The sequence below is a fragment of the Pseudoxanthomonas sp. UTMC 1351 genome, from assembly GCF_040948865.1.
In the GTDB taxonomy this organism is placed as follows: domain Bacteria; phylum Pseudomonadota; class Gammaproteobacteria; order Xanthomonadales; family Xanthomonadaceae; genus Pseudoxanthomonas_A.
Genome location: NZ_JAVGJT010000013.1, coordinates 220,372 through 235,883 on the forward strand (window position 1 = coordinate 220,372; position 15,512 = coordinate 235,883).

Below are 15,512 nucleotides of genomic sequence, written 5' to 3' on the forward strand. Positions count from 1 at the left end.
CCATTGCGATGAAAGAAACTGCAACCTGCAAGCACATTTCAGTGCCCTTGAGAATCATAGCGCCAAGCTTCGCGACTGCGCCGCCGTCCGGCGGATAGCGGCATTTGCGGGCTGCACGCTATACTTGCCCCAGCCAAGCGCCGCGGTTGTACGTGGCGCGCGCAATCTTAGAGAGTTCCGGATACGACATGATGCGACCGCTGCCGCTCGCCGCTTGCCTTGCCCTGGCCGCCCTTTCGCTGGCCGCCTTGACCGCTCAATCGCAGACCCCGCCTGCCGCCGAAGCCGCCGCCGCTCCTGTCAGCGCGCCCGCCGCCTTGCCGCTGGTGGGTAACCCCGAAAAGGGCCATCTGCTGACTTACACCTGCCAGGGCTGCCACGGCATCGCGGGCTACAAGAACGCCTACCCCAACTTCCACGTGCCGCGCATCGGCGGGCAGTCGGCCGAATATCTGGCCGGCGCGCTGACCGAATACAAGAACGGCAACCGCAAGCACCCCACGATGCAGGCCCAGGCTCAGAGCTTCTCGGAGCAGGACATCGCCGACATCGCCGCTTTCCTTTCCACCGTCAAGTAACCTTCTCATGCCCAACGCCAAGCACGCCCAGCGTCTAGCCATCGCCCTGTTCGCTGCACTCGCCCTGGGGGCATGTTCCAAGGTGGAAACCACCGAGACCGCCGCAGAAGACCCCGGCCACAGCACGGGTGAGCACGGCTCCAGTTCTTCCGCAGGCTTGCCGAAGGGCCGCATCCCCGCTGGCGAACAGCTGGCCAGCGCCAAGGGCAAGGCCACTGGCCAGAGCTGCGTTGACTGCCACGGTGCCGAAGGCAATGCACCTATCGACGACACTTACCCCAAATTGGGCGGCCAGTACGCCGACTACCTGGCGCACGCGTTGCAGGCCTACCGTGCCGGCGATCGCGAACATGCGCTGATGAGTCCCCAGGCCGCCAATCTCAGCGATCAGGATATTTCCGACCTGGCCGCCTATTTCGGCTCGCGCACCAGCCAGTTGCGCGATCTGCATAACGTGCATTGATCGAGGCTTAGCTGTCGAATACGAAAAACGGAGCCGCAAGGCTCCGTTTTTGTTTGCTGGGTGCTTGCCGGTGTGGCGGATCGAAGCTTTGTAGGAGCGACGTGAGTCGCGATGGCGCCTCGATAGCCCCCGAGTACAGCGCAATGAAGAACGCGCCGCAGCGCGTCCAGTGGGCAAACGAACAGGCTGTTATCGATTCTGGACGCCCATTCGCGACTCACGTTGCTCCTACAAGAAAAAAAACGTGATGAAGTTGTCCACAGCCCATGTGGATGGTTGCTGCACAAACATGTGGATAACCTCGTGCGCGCCTGATGCGGCGAGCCTGTCAAGCAGATTGATCAAAAATTGATCAGCCTGAATGCGCTTGCAAAAAACGTAGGAAACGACTATCTCGCCGCGATGTACCCGCCTGGTACTCCGCGCGGCGACAGCGCCACTTGCCATAGCTGCGAGCGACGGCTGCGGAAGGTGGCCATGGATGCAGCCAGGTAGTAGCGCCACATACGGCGGAACCGCTCATCGTATTGCCCATCCAGCGCCGGCCATGCGCGTTCCACGTTCGCGCGCCATGCCTGCAAGGTGCGGTCGTAGTCGGTACCGAAGTTATGCCAGTCTTCCATCACGAACAAACCTTCCACAGCGTGCGCAATCTGCGCGACTGACGGCAGCATCGAATTGGGAAAAATGTAGCGCGCGATCCAGGGATCGGTGCGGTGTACCGACCGGTTGGTACCAATAGTGTGCAGCAGGAACAAGCCGTCGGCCGGCAGGCAGCGCCGCACGACTTCGAAATACGTACGGTAGTTTTTCACCCCCACATGTTCGAACATGCCCAGCGAGAACGCGGCATCGAAAGGTTCGTCCAGCTCGCGATAGTCTTGCAGGCGAATGTCGATAGGCAGCCCTGCGCATAACTCGCGGGCAAATTCCGCCTGCTCTTGCGAAATGGTCACGCCTACCCCGCTCACGCCGTAGCGTTCGGCTGCGAACTTCAATGCTTCGCCCCAGCCGCAGCCGATGTCCAGCACTCGCATGCCCGACTTTAGCTGCAATTTGCGGCAGACCAGGTCCAGTTTGGCTTCCTGTGCCTGATCCAGGTCTTGTGCCTGGCGCCAATAGCCGCAGCTGTATACCAATCGTTTTCCCAGCATGGCGCGGTAAAGGTCGTTGCCCAAGTCGTAGTGACGGCGCGCCACCTCAACCGCGCGATCAGGCGATTGCAGATTCAGCAAACGGGCGCGCAGCGCATCCCATACTTCGCCCGCACTATGCACGTGCTCGTCCAGCCGGGCTTCCAGCAAATGGTGGATCAGGCCATCCAGCGACTCGGCATCCCACCAGCCATCCATGTAGCTTTCGCCCAAGCCGAGCGAACCCTGCCCCAACAGCCGCGCATACAAGCGCGGATCATGGACCTGTATGTCCCACGGCCGGGCGCCGTTGATTCGCACATCCGCTTTGGCTAGCAAGCCGCCAACTCGTTGTTCAAAGCGTGCGTGCGGCATGGGCGGCACTCAGCCGGCGAACAAACCGGCGAATTCGGGTGCGATATGTGGCCGCAGCACCTCAGCGGGCACATCCACCGTCTGCGTGCCGTCCGCGTAAGGACCTACCTGATAAGGCGGGAACACGAAGCGCAGTGCCGCGATCTTCCCCTCGGCATTCAATACCGGCACGAACTCGGAAAAATTCTCTGCATTGGCCTGGGTGCCTTCATCGATCATGCGGGTAGAAGTCTTCATCAGCTCGACGCGATCAGCCGGATCCAGATCGTCGGCCGCCGCACGCGCTTCGGCGGCGGTAAGCAGTTGCAGGCGCACGTAGTCGCTGATGGGCTTCCAGTTCTGCGGCTGCGGCACCAGTTGCGCCGCGGTCAGCAACTGGTTCTGTTGCGGCAACCAGACGAAACGCGCAATCAGGGGCTGGCCATGCGCACCGCCCGTGTAACGGCTGCCATCTGCCGCTACCGCCACCAGTTGTGGCGTTTCCACCACTTGCTCGAAGCTCAACGACAGCTCGTAGGGAGCACTGGGCTTATCGTTACCGAAAGCCTCCACCGCCTCCATCAGCTCGGCGCGCGCTGCGCTCGAATAGTCTCCCAACACCTTGGCCAACCCAGGATACTGGTTGATGTTGGGTGGATAGCTGATGCCGATGGCGTAGCGGTCATTGGTCTCGATCACATCCTTCAGCTCGACCGGAACCGCGGGGTCCGCCACGGTCGGCACCTGCACGGGCTCTGCTGACTTCGGCTGCGCCGTAGTGGCCGCGGGTGTGGCCTCTTCGCGCTTGCAGCCTGCCAGCACGAGCATCAACGCCGAAGTCAGCAGCGCATGCCTCAGCAGCGCATGTTTGAGATGAAAATTCACGATCGGGCTCCTTCCGCTTAGTGGCAGACAGTTTATGCTGCCGCGTCGCGCGTCTCCAAGGTCACCGATAGTCAATCCACCATATCTGCATATTCCGGGTGCCGGCGGACATAGTCGGCGGCGTAGGAGCAAGTAGGTTTTACCTGCCACTTTTCGGCACGCGCAAAGTCCAGCGCAGTCTTCACCAACTGCGCCGCGATCCCGCGGCCGCCAATAGCCTCAGGAACGCTGGTGCGGACGATTTCCATCTGGCCCCCGCCCTGACGGTACACAAGTTCTGCTTCGTGTCCTTCAATTCGGACAAGGAACCGCTGGGCGGTCGTGTCGTGCTGGATGTTGAGATCGGTCATATCGTTCCTGGGAGGCATGGATGTTGACGTACGCCAGCGGCAAAATAGGACGCACCACGTCACATTCATCATCGTGAAGGCAGCCCTCACGAGGCAAAACAAGCGATCCGGGCGAAAAGCAGAAGTTGGCACGGTTGATGCGTCAGCTCACCCAACACCCTTCCATGCTTTCGGGAACCTGCCATGAGCCTCATCGACAACCAGCCGAACATTGCCGATCCCAACGATTTCACTCTGCTGGAAGGCCTGTATCAGCTAACCATCACCGGCCACACCCACGATTGGGAATTCGAACGCCTCAACAACGCGGTTTACGAGCGCTTGTTGTCGGCGTACGCCGGGCTGGAAATCGGCAGCGCCAAGACCTCGCACAGCCTGGTCGGCTGAGGCGAACCCACCTGCTGCGCCGCCGCCGCGTCCCATGCGGCACTGTCTGCTGCTGGCTTGTCAGCGATTGTCTCGTTTGCCCTGATTGCGGCGGTCCTGGGAACTCATGCTGCCCTGAATAGCTTTCTCCCGGCTCTCGGCCGCATGCAACTCTGTGATCTTGGCGGGCTCGGTCGACTGGATTCCCACGTCCTGGCCGCTGCCATTTCTTGGCGTATCCAAGGCCTGCCAGGGTTGCGGCTCGCGATCATGCTCCTGCTTCTGCTCCAACAGCTCCCGCATCTTGGCAGTTGCTTGCTTGGGCGTGACGCGCTTGGGCGCTGTCTGCTTCTTGGCAACCTTCCTGCCCGCTGATTTTTTTGCCGCTGCCTTGCTGGGTCGCTTAGCGGTCCCGGCGGATGACTTCTTCGCCGCGGTCGCTCCGGTCTTCTTCGTCGAACGCTTGGCGGCTGCGGTCGTTGGCGGCGCCATTTTCTTGGCGGTGGCCTTGCGCGTGGAGCTCTTCTTGGCGGCGGTCTTGCCGGTAGCTTTTTTGGTCGCCGCTTTCTTTGCGGCGGTCTTCTTGGTCGCCAGCTTCTTTGCGGGGGCTTTCTTGGGGGCGGTCTTCTTGGGGGCGGTCTTCTTGGGGGCGGTCTTCTTGGCGGCAGTTTTCTTGGTGGCAGCTTTCTTGGTGACAGCTTTCTTGGAAGCGGCTTTTTTGGTGGCGGCTTTGTTGGCGACGCGCTTCTTTTCTACGGGCGAATCGCCTGCCGCCGATTTGCGTGCTTTGGCTGTAGCCATGTCGTTCTCCAGTGATGGCACCGCACCGGAAATAACATGGTCAACCTTCAGATAAAGTGAGTGTTTCGCGCCACTGCCGCAAGCATCAGCCGCCAGGTCGCAATAGCGTCTGCAGGAAGTGCGCCAGCACTCGCGGCTCCATGGCGAGCATGAACAACACGCCGAATGCGGCACCCGCCAAGTGCGCGCCATGATTGATGTTGTCGCCGCCGCGCTTGTCCATCCAGATGCTGTAGCCGATATACAGCACCGCGAACACGATCGCCGGCATGGGAATGAAGAACACCCCGATGCGCGCCCAGGGATTGATCATGATGAAGGCGAACAGCACCGCGGAAACCGCTCCGGAAGCGCCCAAACTGCGGTAATTGGGATCTTTCTGGTGCTTCAGGTAAGTCGGCAGGATCGACACCACCAGGGCGGCGAAATAGAACGCGACAAAGGTCCACCGGCTGCCGCTGAGTTCGGTGATGATGTCTTCCATCACCCTGCCGAAGAAGAACAACGTGATCATGTTGAACAACAGGTGCCAAAAATCGGCATGGATAAAGCCGTAGGTCACTAGCCGGTCGTACTGCTTGTGGCGGTCTATCGCTGGCGGCCAGAGGATCAGCCGGCCGGCCAACGCTGGATTCTTGAACGCGAGCAGCGTCACCACACAGGTGACCGCGATCAGGATGAAAGTGATCGGCGAAGAAGACATTCGGTTTCCTCAAGCTGCGCGGTAGTGGTCTTGCATCGGATAGCGCCGCGCATATAGCCCGAACGCCAAGGCCGCCAGGAAGGCGAAACCGGCGAAGAAGAACGTCAGGAACGCGTTCTCGCTCAGCCCGGTGCTGGCGATCTGCCCGATCACCGCTTCATTGCGGACCGCCGCGTTGGTCATCAGCACCCACAGGTTGCCGTAGGACACCGACAGCAACCAGAAACTCATGATCGTCCCCTTCATTGAACGCGGTGCCTGGCTGTAAGCGAACTCCAGCCCGGTCGCCGATACCAATACCTCGCCGAACGTCAGCAGCAGATACGGCAGTATCTGCCAGGCCAGCGACACCGCGTCGCCTCCGTCGATCCACAGTTGGATCACGCCTGCCATCACCCAGGCCAGGCCCGAGAAAGCGATACCGAAGCCCATCCGCCGCAATGCGGTCGGTTCGAAGCCCATCCGCCGCAGCAATGGATAAAGCACCAGATTATTGAAAGGGATCAGCAGCATGACCATGATCGGATTCAACGCCTGCATCTGTCCCGCGGTCACCACCAACCAGCTTGGCCACCACCATGCTTCGTGGGGGATGTGCATGGTCTGTCCCTGTAGCACCCAGGTCGAGGCTTTCTGATCGAACAACGACCAGAACGGGGTCACCAATGCGAACACGATCAGGATACGCAGCACCGCACGGACGCCGTCGATAGCGGACGCCGGGTGCGAATCGCGCGCACGGTCCAGTTGTATCGAGGCACCGAGGCCAACCAGCGCTATCAGTAAGCCCAGCCCTATCAGCACCGCCTTGACGAAACCCATGGCTGGAATCAGCCCCAGCGATGCGACTGCCAGCACGATGCCGGCGATTGCCAAGCCGGTGCCAAGACCTTTGCCCGGCGCCGGCCCGAACAACGCGCTGCGCACGACATTGAGGAACGAATCCGGCTCGGGCGCCGACGGCGGCACGTTCACATACTTGTGGCGGCCCAGCCAGAAGATAAACGTGGCGATGAACATCAGAACGCCGGGAATACCGAACGCCACCGCCGGCCCATAATTGCGCAGGAAGATCGGCATCAGCAGCGACGCGAAGAACGACCCGAAGTTGATGGTCCAGTAGAACGCGTCGTAGACGATCTTCGCCAGATGCTTGTTGGATTGGTCGAATTGGTCGCCAACAAAGGCCGAAACCAGCGGCTTGATTCCGCCGGAGCCCAACGCGATCAGGAACAGGCCGGTGTAGAAGCCGGTGCGGTTCTCCTCGAACAGCGCAAGACAGGCGTGGCCAACGCAGTAGACCAGCGACAGCCACAGCACGGTGTTGTATTTGCCGAAGAAGCGATCGGACAGCCAACCACCCAATAGCGGGAAGAAGTACACACCGATGACGAAGGTATGAAAGATGTCCTTCGCCGTGCCCTCGCGGTCCGCCTCGGGCAGGTAGGCCAGCAGGATGCTGCTGACCAGGAACGGCACCAGGATGTTGCGCATCCCGTAGAAACTGAACCGCTCGCACGCCTCATTGCCGATGATGTAAGGAATCTGGCGGGGCAAGCGGCCCGGCTGGGGGGCGTCAATCGTCGTGCTCATCCGATCTTCCGGTGCAAAGTTTTGGAAGGTTACCGTATCCGCCGGGAGGGGTCGAACCTCTTCAGTCATGCTGGGCGCGGCGCAGGTTCACAGGCATGATGAGTCACATTATTCCCTCCTGCCCCCCTTATGCCCAGATTGCTCTGTGCAGCTCTGCTGCTCGCTCTGACCTTGCCCGCCGCTGCGCAAACCCAAGCGCCAGCGTCCCCCGATCTGACCACCGTGGCCGAACGTTCGGGCTTCCTCCAGACCGGCCGCTACGACGAAGTACTGTCGCTCTGCGATGCTTTCGCTAAGCGTTATCCCAAAGCAGTGCGTTGCATCAGCTTCGGCACATCACCTGAGGGCCGACCGATGAAGGCGCTGGTGGCCTCCACCAGCGGCGCGCTGACGGCTGACCAGGCTCGGCGCCGCGGCCTGCCGGTGGTACTGATCCAGGGCGGCATCCACTCCGGCGAAATCGATGGCAAGGATGCAGGTTTCCTCGCGCTACGCGAGGTATTGGACGGCAAAGCCGCACCCGGCGCGTTGGACAAGCTGGTGTGGGTGTTCGTGCCGGTATTCAGCGTTGATGGACATGAGCGCTTCGGCGCCTGGAACAGACCCAACCAGCGTGGACCGGAGGAAATGGGCTGGCGCACCACCGCGCAGAATTTCAATCTCAACCGCGACTACCTGAAAGCCGATGCGCCCGAGATGCAGGCAATGCTGCAGCTGGTCGAAACATGGGACCCAGTAGTAACGGTCGATCTGCATGTCACCAATGGCGCCAAGTTCGAACACGACGTCTCCATCCAAGTCGAACCTGTGTATGCCGGAGACGAAGCGCTGCGCGTCAGTGGCCGGGCCTTGCGCGACGGTGTCATCGCCGATCTTGCCGGTCAGGGATCGTTGCCGTTGCCGTTTTATCCTTCGTTCGTCGTTACCGACGACCCGGCGTCGGGTTTCGAAGACAGCGCGCCACCGCCGCGTTTTTCGCACGGCTATTTCCTGCTGCGCAACCGCCTTGGCATGTTGGTGGAAACACACTCGTGGAAGGAATATCCGGTACGCGTGCGGATCACGCGCAATACCGTGATCTCAGTGCTGGAACGTACCGCCGAACATGGCGCCGAGTGGCGCAAACTGGCTGACGCCGCGGACGCCCGTGCATCGGAGCTCGCCGGCCAAGACGCGCCGCTGGCTTATGCCGCTACCGCCGAATCACGGCTGATCGATTTCCGCGGCTACGACTACACACGCACACCTTCGGAAATCTCCGGCGCGCTGATGACGCGTTACGACGAAAGCAAACCGCAAATCTGGAAGATTCCGCTGCGCGACAACGTCCAGCCCAGTGTCGTTGTCCCCGCACCAAAGGCCGGCTATCTGATCCCAGCCGCACATGCCGCCTGGGTGGGCGCCAAGCTGCAACAGCACGGCGTCAAGTTCCGCAAGCTGGCAAACGCCTCGCAATCCAAGGTCGAAGCGTTCCGTGCCAGCAAGGCCAGCTTCGCCCCGCAATCGGTGGAAAGCCATCAGCGGCTGACCGTGGAAGGCGCATGGAAGCCCGAGACGCGTGCGATACCCGCGGGTTCGCTGTTTGTCCCGATTGCGCAGCCGAAATCGCGACTGGTGATGGCGCTGCTGGAACCACTGGCGCCCGATTCGTTGCTGTCCTGGGGCGAGTTCAACAATGCCTTCGAACAGAAGGAATACATGGAAGACTACGTCGCCGAAGAAGTTGCCAGAGAGATGCTAAAGGACCCAGCGGTAAAGGCCGAGTTCGAGCAGCGACTGAAGAACGACGCGGAGTTCGCCAAGAGCCCTGCCGCGCGGTTGCAATTCTTCTATCGCAAGCATTCGTCGTGGGACGAACGCTACAACCTGTATCCGGTGATGCGTGCGGTAAGCACGCCACAATGATTCCACGTAGAGCGGAGCATGCTCCGCTGCTCGGGGCGCACGATTCCCCAGGAGATCGTAGAGCGCGTTGAGAAGAGCAGCCGAGCAAGCTCGGCTCTACCAAGGCGCGGACGAATTTCTTGTGGGAGTGGTGCCGGCATGCTGGTGCCGGTGAGTCGCGACCGGAAACATCAACGTCGCGACTTACGTCACTCCCGCAAGGACGCTATGCCGATGCTGCTGCCATGACGGATTGACAACCAACTTTGGATCTCGGCTCTACCATAGCCTCACCCAAGCATCACTCCAACCGCATCACGCCACGGCGCGGTGCGGCATTGCCTAATGTTTCCGCGGTCAGCGGAGCGCCCATTTCGGCCAGCACCTCGCGCTGTTTGTCCAACGGCGTGCGCACCGTGCGGTTCTCGAATTCGGCCAGTTTCTGGAAGGCGGGCAACGCCAGCGTGCGCTCCACGAACGCCGCGGTGCGCGGCCAGCGTTGCGGGTCGATGGCATAGCGCACGAAGGCCGCGTTGCGGAAGAAACTGGCGATGGCGATATCGGCGATGGAAAGATCGCCGAATACATGGCCTTCGGCCGGCAGCTGCCGTTCCAGATAGTCCAGCGCTACAGGCAACTCTTTATCGCGCGCCCTGCTCACCACTTCATCGTCGGTCGCTTCGCCAAACACGTACCGTTTGACGCCGATCTGGAAAAACATGCCCCAGATCACTACCTCGCCAAGGTAGGTATCGGCGTACTCTTCCAGCCAGCGCGCGCGGGCTCTTTCTGCAGGATTGCGCGGGTACAACGAAGGCTGCGGGTAGCGGTCTTCCAGGTATTCACAAATCACCGTGGAATCGTTCAACACCAGATCGCCATCCATCAATATCGGAATGCGCCGCAACGGGCTGAGCTCAGAGAAACGCTCGTCGCCAACGAAAGGCGCAATGGGATCTATCTCGTACGCGACACCTTTCAGTTCCAGGCACACCAGCACTTTGCGCACATAAGGCGAAATGTAGTTGCCGATGATCTTCAAGGGTTGGCTCATGTGGGCACTCCTTCTGCGGACGGCGCAGCCTGCGATCGCCGCGGCCAGCGGTCAAGCGGGCTCAGCCCAGGGCCGTATCCAGCAGCATCATCAAACAGAAGCCGACCGCCAGACCCAAAGATGCCGACACGCCGTGGCCATGGCGGTTGGATTCGGGAATTACGCTATGGCCCACCGCGATCAACATGGCGCCGGCGGCGAATGCCAGGCCCCAAGGCAATAGCAGCGAGGAAATACCTACCGCCCAAGCGCTGAGAACCGCGGCGACGGGCTCCACGACGCCGGAGAAGGCGCCAATGAACACCGCCTTGGCGCGCGCCATGCCTGCACCGGCAAGGATCAATGCCACCACCAAACCTTCTGGGATATCCTGCAGCGCGATGCCCATCGCCAAGCTGCCGGCCTCGGGCAAACCGCCTCCGGCCGCGACGCCTACCGCCATGCCTTCCGGGATGTTGTGCAGCAGGATGGCCAGTACGAAGACCAGCACGCGCGAAGACACCAACTGGCGTTGAGCATCCAAGGGGTCTTCCACCAGCACCCGGTCCAGCCCCAACAGCGCCAGTGCACCCAACAAAATGCCTGCGCTGATCAGGAAACCGGCGCCCCACGGCGAATAACCCGACGTCTGAGCGGATTCCAACCCCGGCAGCACTAATGAGAATGCAGTAGCGGCCAGCATTACCCCGGCGCCGAAGCCCAGCAAGCCATCCGCCAGTCGCTGGGGAAGAGCGCGCACGACCAGCACCGGCAACGCACCCAGAGCGGTCGCCAGTCCGCACAACGCGCCGCCGCGCAAACCGTTCCAAACGCCATCGGCGCGAAGCTCCGGCGTGGCGGTCCATAACAGCATCCACACGCAGCCCAGCACGATGACCGCGAACGCTGTCAGGTATGGCCACCAGGCCGACGCCTGGGTATACGCCCATGGTTGCAGGACACGGTTCATTGCGAACTCCACTGCATTCGACGGGTCGCCGGCTGCTCCGACAAGGAGCAGCAGCGCCCAGCTGGATACTACGCCCGTCGTTTTCAACGGACCAATCGCTCGCCTGAATGGCGACGATTCATCGTTCCATGTATATCCAGTTGCGCGGTTTGCCTCGGCCGTCCATTCCACCGCTTGTTCGATATCGCAAAGGCGCCGCAGCACCGGCTTGGCGAAATCGGCCGACTTCGCGATCCAGGCACCAATGCGCGAGTCGCGGTGAGTCGTGCCATCGCCACTTAATGTCTTGACGGGACGCGCACCGTACCGCCAAACCGAACAGTCGTTGCCGGCATACGGCGCGTACACAAATCTCAACGCCCACCGCGCTATCCTGCTGGGCTGTATTTGAAGGAGAGCGACATGAGAAGCGGAATTCTGCTGATGGCCGGCGTTATCGCTATGGCTGGTTGCCAATCCAATCAATCCGACACGCCCAAACCCGCTGAACCGGACGCACCGCCTGCCATCCAGGGCCACGCGATCTATCGGGAGCGCATCGCTGCCCCGCCCGGCGCGACGCTGACGGTACAACTGATCGACAATCAGTTGGCAGATACGCCGGAAGCGGTGATCGCCATGACCCAGGTGTATGACGCCAAGGGACCGCCGTTTGCGTTCGCTCTGCCTTTTGATGCTGGAAAACTGCGAGAGAACGGCAGCTACGGGCTGCACGCCAGCCTTCGCGATGCAGAAGGTACGTTGTGGTTTGTCACCGACACCCCTACGCCCGTCGTACCTGCCAGCGGCGATCCGGTTGAATTGCGCATGGTGCGCGCATCGTCGCCCTGGGATGACGCCAAATCGCGCGGCATCGGCTTTCGCGGCATCGGTACCGAACCGGGCTGGCTGGTGGAAGTCGGCCGCGGTGAATCACCGTCGCTGCACGCCGAACTGGACTATGGCGAACGCAAGATCGATGTCGCCCGCACCGAAGTGCTCACCGATGGTTTCCGCGGAAAGTCCGCGGACGGTCTTGCCGTCTCGCTGAAGATCGTCAAGGAAACCTGCAGCGACGGCATGAGCGATGTCGTTTATCCCGCTTCCATGACGCTGACCATCAGCGATCAGACCTATCGTGGCTGCGGCCGCTTTTTGTTCGATTGAGACCGATCATGCCTTCACGTTCCCGATCCCGTAAGAAATCCAGTGCGGCCAAACCCGCGCTGATCGCCATCATTCTGCTGGCCATAGTGGTGGCTGGTTGGTTCTGGCAGCGGCAGCGCAGCGAAGCTCCGCCCGCCGCCGAATCGCCCGCTGTTTCCACGACGTCGGAACCTGGCCTCCACAGTGAACCTTTGCCTTTGCCGCCACCGGACTCGGCAGGACCGGCCATCGCGCCGGCTACTCCAGCGACCGCGCCCACAGCTACTGCAGCAAACGGGGCTGACGCCCTGCCCGCTTTCCTGCCGCCTGAAGCGCGCCAGACGCTGCGGCTGATCGCGCAAGGCGGGCCGTTCCCACATCGGGAGGACGGCAGCGTGTTCGGCAATCGGGAAGGGCGCCTGCCTCGTCAACCGCAGGGCTACTACCGCGAGTACACCGTGGACACACCCGGGTTGAGCCATCGCGGTGCACGACGCATCGTCACCGGCGGGCAACCTCCGCGCGAGTACTACTACACCGACGACCACTACGAAAGCTTCCGCCGATTTGAGAGAGGCAACACCGAGATCGGCAACCCAGGAGTGCAACGATGAGCGAATCCGGCTTCGAACCGGGCTTGGACGACGCTTCGCAGGCGGGCGTCTTCTTCGTTGCCAACGAGGATCTGGACACGTTGACCGTCGTAGGTCGCGATGCCGGCTTGGCCGTACGGCGCATCGATCTGTCCGGCTGCGACACCAAGGCGGCGCTGCTGTTGCGGATCGCGACCGTGCTGGATTTCCCTCAGACATCCGGCCGCAACTGGGACGCGCTGTCGGACAGCTTGCGCGACCTGTCGTGGTTGCCGGCAAAGGGCTATGTGTTGCTCTTCGAACAAGCCCATGAGTTTCGCGCACAGCACGAAAGCGACTTCGACACGCTACTGGATGTGCTGGACGAAGCATCGCGCCAATGGACTCAGCAGGAGGTGCCGTTCTGGGCGTTTGTGGCACTGCCTGAGGAAGACTTTCCGGACATGGAGTAGGAGCCACCTCTGACCGTAGGAGCGCCGTCTCGGCGCGAGCTCTTTGCCGTTGACGCGATCTGACGGGAAGAGCTCGCGCCGGGGACGGCGCTCCTACGGCCGAGACGGCGCTCCCACAGTATGGTCGGCATCTGAACTGCCCGACATCCATCCCGACGTACGCAGCCCCAATCTGCGATCATGTCGCATGCACGATTTCACCTCTTTCCCGCTGACGCCCGCGTTGCTGCAGGGCGTCGAAGCCCTCGGCTATACCAACCCCACTCCGATCCAGGCCGAAAGCCTGCCGCCCATCCTGGCGGGCCGCGACGTGATTGCGCAGGCACCGACCGGCAGTGGCAAGACCGCCGCGTTCGGCTTGGGCCTGTTGAACAGACTGGATCCCGGTCTGATCCGTACGCAGGCGCTAGTGCTGTGCCCCACCCGCGAATTGGCGGACCAAGTAGCCCGGCAGATTCGCAAGTTGGCCGTCGCCATTCCTAATTTGAAAGTCCTGACGCTATGCGGTGGCCTGCCGCTCGCGCCACAGCTGAGCTCGCTGGCCGTGCACGATCCGCAGGTAGTGGTCGGCACGCCCGGCCGCATCCAGGAGCTCATGCGCAAAAAAGCGCTACATCTGGCCGGCGTGCGGATGTTAGTGCTGGACGAAGCCGATCGCATGCTGGACATGGGATTCGAGGAGCCGATCCGGGAGATCATCGGCAAGACGCCCAAGGAACGGCAGAGCCTGCTGTTCTCCGCCACCTTTGCCGACGCAGTGCGCGAGATAAGCCGCACCGCGCTGCGCGATCCGGTGGAAGTGACGGTTGGCAATGCGGAGCCGCCCAGCGAAATCGATCAGCGGTTCTACGAAGTGGACCCCGCCAAGAAGCAAATCGCGCTGGCGGGATTGCTGGCCGACCGGGGCGTGGAATCGTGCGTTGTGTTCTGCAATACCCGCCGCGATGCTGACGAAGTGGCCGGTTCGCTGCAGCATTTCGGCTTTTCAGCGCTGGCCCTGCATGGCGACATGGAACAGCGCGACCGCGAGGAAGTGCTGGTTCGCTTCGTCAACCGCAGCTGCAATGTCCTGGTCGCCAGCGACGTGGCCGCGCGCGGATTGGATATCGAAGACCTGGCGGCGGTGATCAACTACGACATGCCCAGCGATCCCGACACCTACCTGCACAGGATCGGCCGCACCGGCCGTGCAGGCCGCGGAGGATTGGCGCTGAGCCTGTGCACCTCGCGCGAATTGCCTCGCGCCGCGGCCATCGAAGCCCGCCAAGGCCGGCCGCTGCGCTGGGAACGGACCATCCCGGCCGCGCCCAAGGCAAACAGTGCTCCACCCGCCGCCATGACTACCTTGCGAATCGATGCGGGCAAGACCGACAAGCTGCGGCCAGGCGATGTACTGGGTGCGCTGACGGGCGATGCCGGGCTGCCGGGCACCGCGATCGGCAAGATCGTCATCTTCGCCACCCGCTCCTACGTAGCCGTGCAGCGCTCACAGGCCAACGCAGCCCTGGCTCGCCTCAACGCAGGCAAGATCAAGGGCCGCAGCTTCCGGGTGCGGAAGCTCTAGCCGACCACCGCGTCGCCTCGCTCCAAACCAATGTAAAAGGCGGCCTCTGTAGGAGCGGCGTCCCGCCGCGAGCTCTTCGGTGACCCACCTGCAACCCGACAAAGAGCTCGCGGCGGGACGCCGCTCCTACGGACGCATCTCCCACATCGAGCATTTCAACGTGGATTGCATTTCCAATAAAAAACGCCGGAGGCTTGCGCCCCCGGCGTTTTTGGATAACCAAGCTACCAAGCTCAGCGCTGAATTACAGCGGCTGGACTTCGTCGGCCTGCATACCCTTCTGGCCCTGCACTGCAACGAAGCTCACTTTCTGACCTTCCTGCAAAGACTTGAAGCCGCTGCCCTGAATCGCACGGAAATGCACGAACAGGTCGGGGCCACTCTGCGGGGTGATGAAACCAAAACCCTTCGCATCGTTGAACCACTTGACGGTACCGGTTTGACGATCTGACATCTTTACTAACTCCTGAAACATAGGTGGAAATACATCGCGGGTGCCGGAGAATTCCGGTCCGAGACTGAGTTGCAGGCGTTGGTAAAGCGGGAAGATGTAGCAGATGTATCTACCGCATCAGGCTCACGACTCACGGTGACCCTGGCAAGCACAGTGCAGGCACTCTACCTCTGCTTTGGAACAAAAGCGACTGTTTTGCAAAATCAAGGAA

16 protein-coding genes and 1 pseudogene are annotated in these 15,512 nt (G+C 61.6%); 8 read left to right on the forward strand and 9 right to left on the reverse strand.

The annotated features are described in order from the left end of the window. Nucleotides 1–191: 191 nt before the first annotated feature. Both AB6O04_RS10890 and AB6O04_RS10895 read left to right on the forward strand, forming a co-directional pair. On the forward strand, nt 192–578 hold the full coding sequence (locus AB6O04_RS10890) for a cytochrome c (RefSeq protein WP_368563967.1): 387 nt from the start codon (nt 192–194) through the stop codon (nt 576–578). Nucleotides 579–585: 7 nt separating this feature from the next. Further along, nucleotides 586–1,041, forward strand: coding sequence for a cytochrome c (locus AB6O04_RS10895; protein ID WP_368563905.1), 456 nt, complete (start codon nt 586–588; stop codon nt 1,039–1,041). Between the two features lie 389 nt (nt 1,042–1,430). Here the strand turns inward: AB6O04_RS10895 and cfa are convergent, their stop codons facing one another. The 3 genes from cfa to AB6O04_RS10910 form a co-directional block, all read right to left on the reverse strand. Beyond that, entirely contained in the window at nt 1,431–2,549 is a 1,119-nt protein-coding gene (cfa, locus tag AB6O04_RS10900) for a cyclopropane fatty acyl phospholipid synthase (protein ID WP_368563907.1), read from the reverse strand. Nucleotides 2,550–2,558: 9 nt separating this feature from the next. Further along, nucleotides 2,559–3,356, reverse strand: a complete 798-nt coding sequence (locus tag AB6O04_RS10905) for a DUF4163 domain-containing protein (protein WP_368563968.1) — start codon at nt 3,354–3,356, stop codon at nt 2,559–2,561. 128 nt (nt 3,357–3,484) lie between these two features. Continuing rightward, nucleotides 3,485–3,763 (reverse strand): GNAT family N-acetyltransferase, encoded by a 279-nt coding sequence (locus tag AB6O04_RS10910; protein ID WP_368563909.1) that lies wholly within the window; start codon nt 3,761–3,763, stop codon nt 3,485–3,487. A gap of 183 nt (nt 3,764–3,946) precedes the next feature. Between AB6O04_RS10910 and AB6O04_RS10915 the strand changes: the two genes are divergently transcribed. Next, nucleotides 3,947–4,150, forward strand: a complete 204-nt coding sequence (locus AB6O04_RS10915; RefSeq protein WP_368563910.1) for a hypothetical protein — start codon at nt 3,947–3,949, stop codon at nt 4,148–4,150. Nucleotides 4,151–4,468: 318 nt separating this feature from the next. Here the strand turns inward: AB6O04_RS10915 and AB6O04_RS10920 are convergent. From AB6O04_RS10920 to AB6O04_RS10930, 3 genes and pseudogenes are all read right to left on the reverse strand, one after another. Beyond that, nucleotides 4,469–4,930: pseudogene (locus AB6O04_RS10920) on the reverse strand (hypothetical protein); the annotation flags it as partial. Nucleotides 4,931–5,015: 85 nt separating this feature from the next. Beyond that, on the reverse strand, nt 5,016–5,633 hold the full coding sequence (locus AB6O04_RS10925; protein ID WP_368563911.1) for a rhomboid family intramembrane serine protease: 618 nt from the start codon (nt 5,631–5,633) through the stop codon (nt 5,016–5,018). A gap of 9 nt (nt 5,634–5,642) precedes the next feature. Next, complete coding sequence (locus tag AB6O04_RS10930) at nt 5,643–7,226, reverse strand: oligopeptide:H+ symporter (RefSeq protein ID WP_368563912.1); 1,584 nt, start codon at nt 7,224–7,226, stop codon at nt 5,643–5,645. A gap of 129 nt (nt 7,227–7,355) precedes the next feature. On the opposite strand from AB6O04_RS10930, the gene AB6O04_RS10935 reads away from it, so the two are divergent. After that, nucleotides 7,356–9,131, forward strand: a complete 1,776-nt coding sequence (locus tag AB6O04_RS10935; RefSeq protein WP_368563913.1) for a M14 family metallopeptidase — start codon at nt 7,356–7,358, stop codon at nt 9,129–9,131. A gap of 280 nt (nt 9,132–9,411) precedes the next feature. Here AB6O04_RS10935 and AB6O04_RS10940 read toward each other — a convergent pair whose 3' ends face one another. Then, complete coding sequence (locus tag AB6O04_RS10940) at nt 9,412–10,164, reverse strand: glutathione S-transferase family protein (RefSeq protein WP_368563914.1); 753 nt, start codon at nt 10,162–10,164, stop codon at nt 9,412–9,414. A 61-nt stretch (nt 10,165–10,225) separates the two neighbouring features. After that, nucleotides 10,226–11,461 (reverse strand): ZIP family metal transporter, encoded by a 1,236-nt coding sequence (locus AB6O04_RS10945; RefSeq protein ID WP_368563969.1) that lies wholly within the window; start codon nt 11,459–11,461, stop codon nt 10,226–10,228. A 54-nt stretch (nt 11,462–11,515) separates the two neighbouring features. Here AB6O04_RS10945 and AB6O04_RS10950 point away from each other — a divergent pair, with 54 nt between their 5' ends. From AB6O04_RS10950 to dbpA, 4 genes are all read left to right on the forward strand, one after another. Further along, nucleotides 11,516–12,259, forward strand: coding sequence for a YbaY family lipoprotein (locus AB6O04_RS10950; RefSeq protein ID WP_368563915.1), 744 nt, complete (start codon nt 11,516–11,518; stop codon nt 12,257–12,259). A gap of 8 nt (nt 12,260–12,267) precedes the next feature. Further along, a complete protein-coding gene (locus tag AB6O04_RS10955) occupies nt 12,268–12,852 on the forward strand; it encodes a ribonuclease domain-containing protein (RefSeq protein ID WP_368563916.1) in 585 nt (194 codons plus the stop codon). Next, complete coding sequence (locus AB6O04_RS10960) at nt 12,849–13,283, forward strand: barstar family protein (protein ID WP_368563917.1); 435 nt, start codon at nt 12,849–12,851, stop codon at nt 13,281–13,283. The genes AB6O04_RS10955 and AB6O04_RS10960 overlap by 4 nt, the downstream gene beginning before the upstream one ends. Before the next feature lie 187 nt (nt 13,284–13,470). After that, nucleotides 13,471–14,847 (forward strand): ATP-dependent RNA helicase DbpA, encoded by a 1,377-nt coding sequence (gene dbpA / locus AB6O04_RS10965; protein WP_368563918.1) that lies wholly within the window; start codon nt 13,471–13,473, stop codon nt 14,845–14,847. A 244-nt stretch (nt 14,848–15,091) separates the two neighbouring features. Here the strand turns inward: dbpA and AB6O04_RS10970 are convergent, their stop codons facing one another. Then, nucleotides 15,092–15,301: a cold-shock protein gene (locus AB6O04_RS10970; RefSeq protein ID WP_368563920.1), complete on the reverse strand. Its 210-nt coding sequence runs from the start codon at nt 15,299–15,301 to the stop codon at nt 15,092–15,094. Nucleotides 15,302–15,512 lie beyond the last annotated feature (211 nt).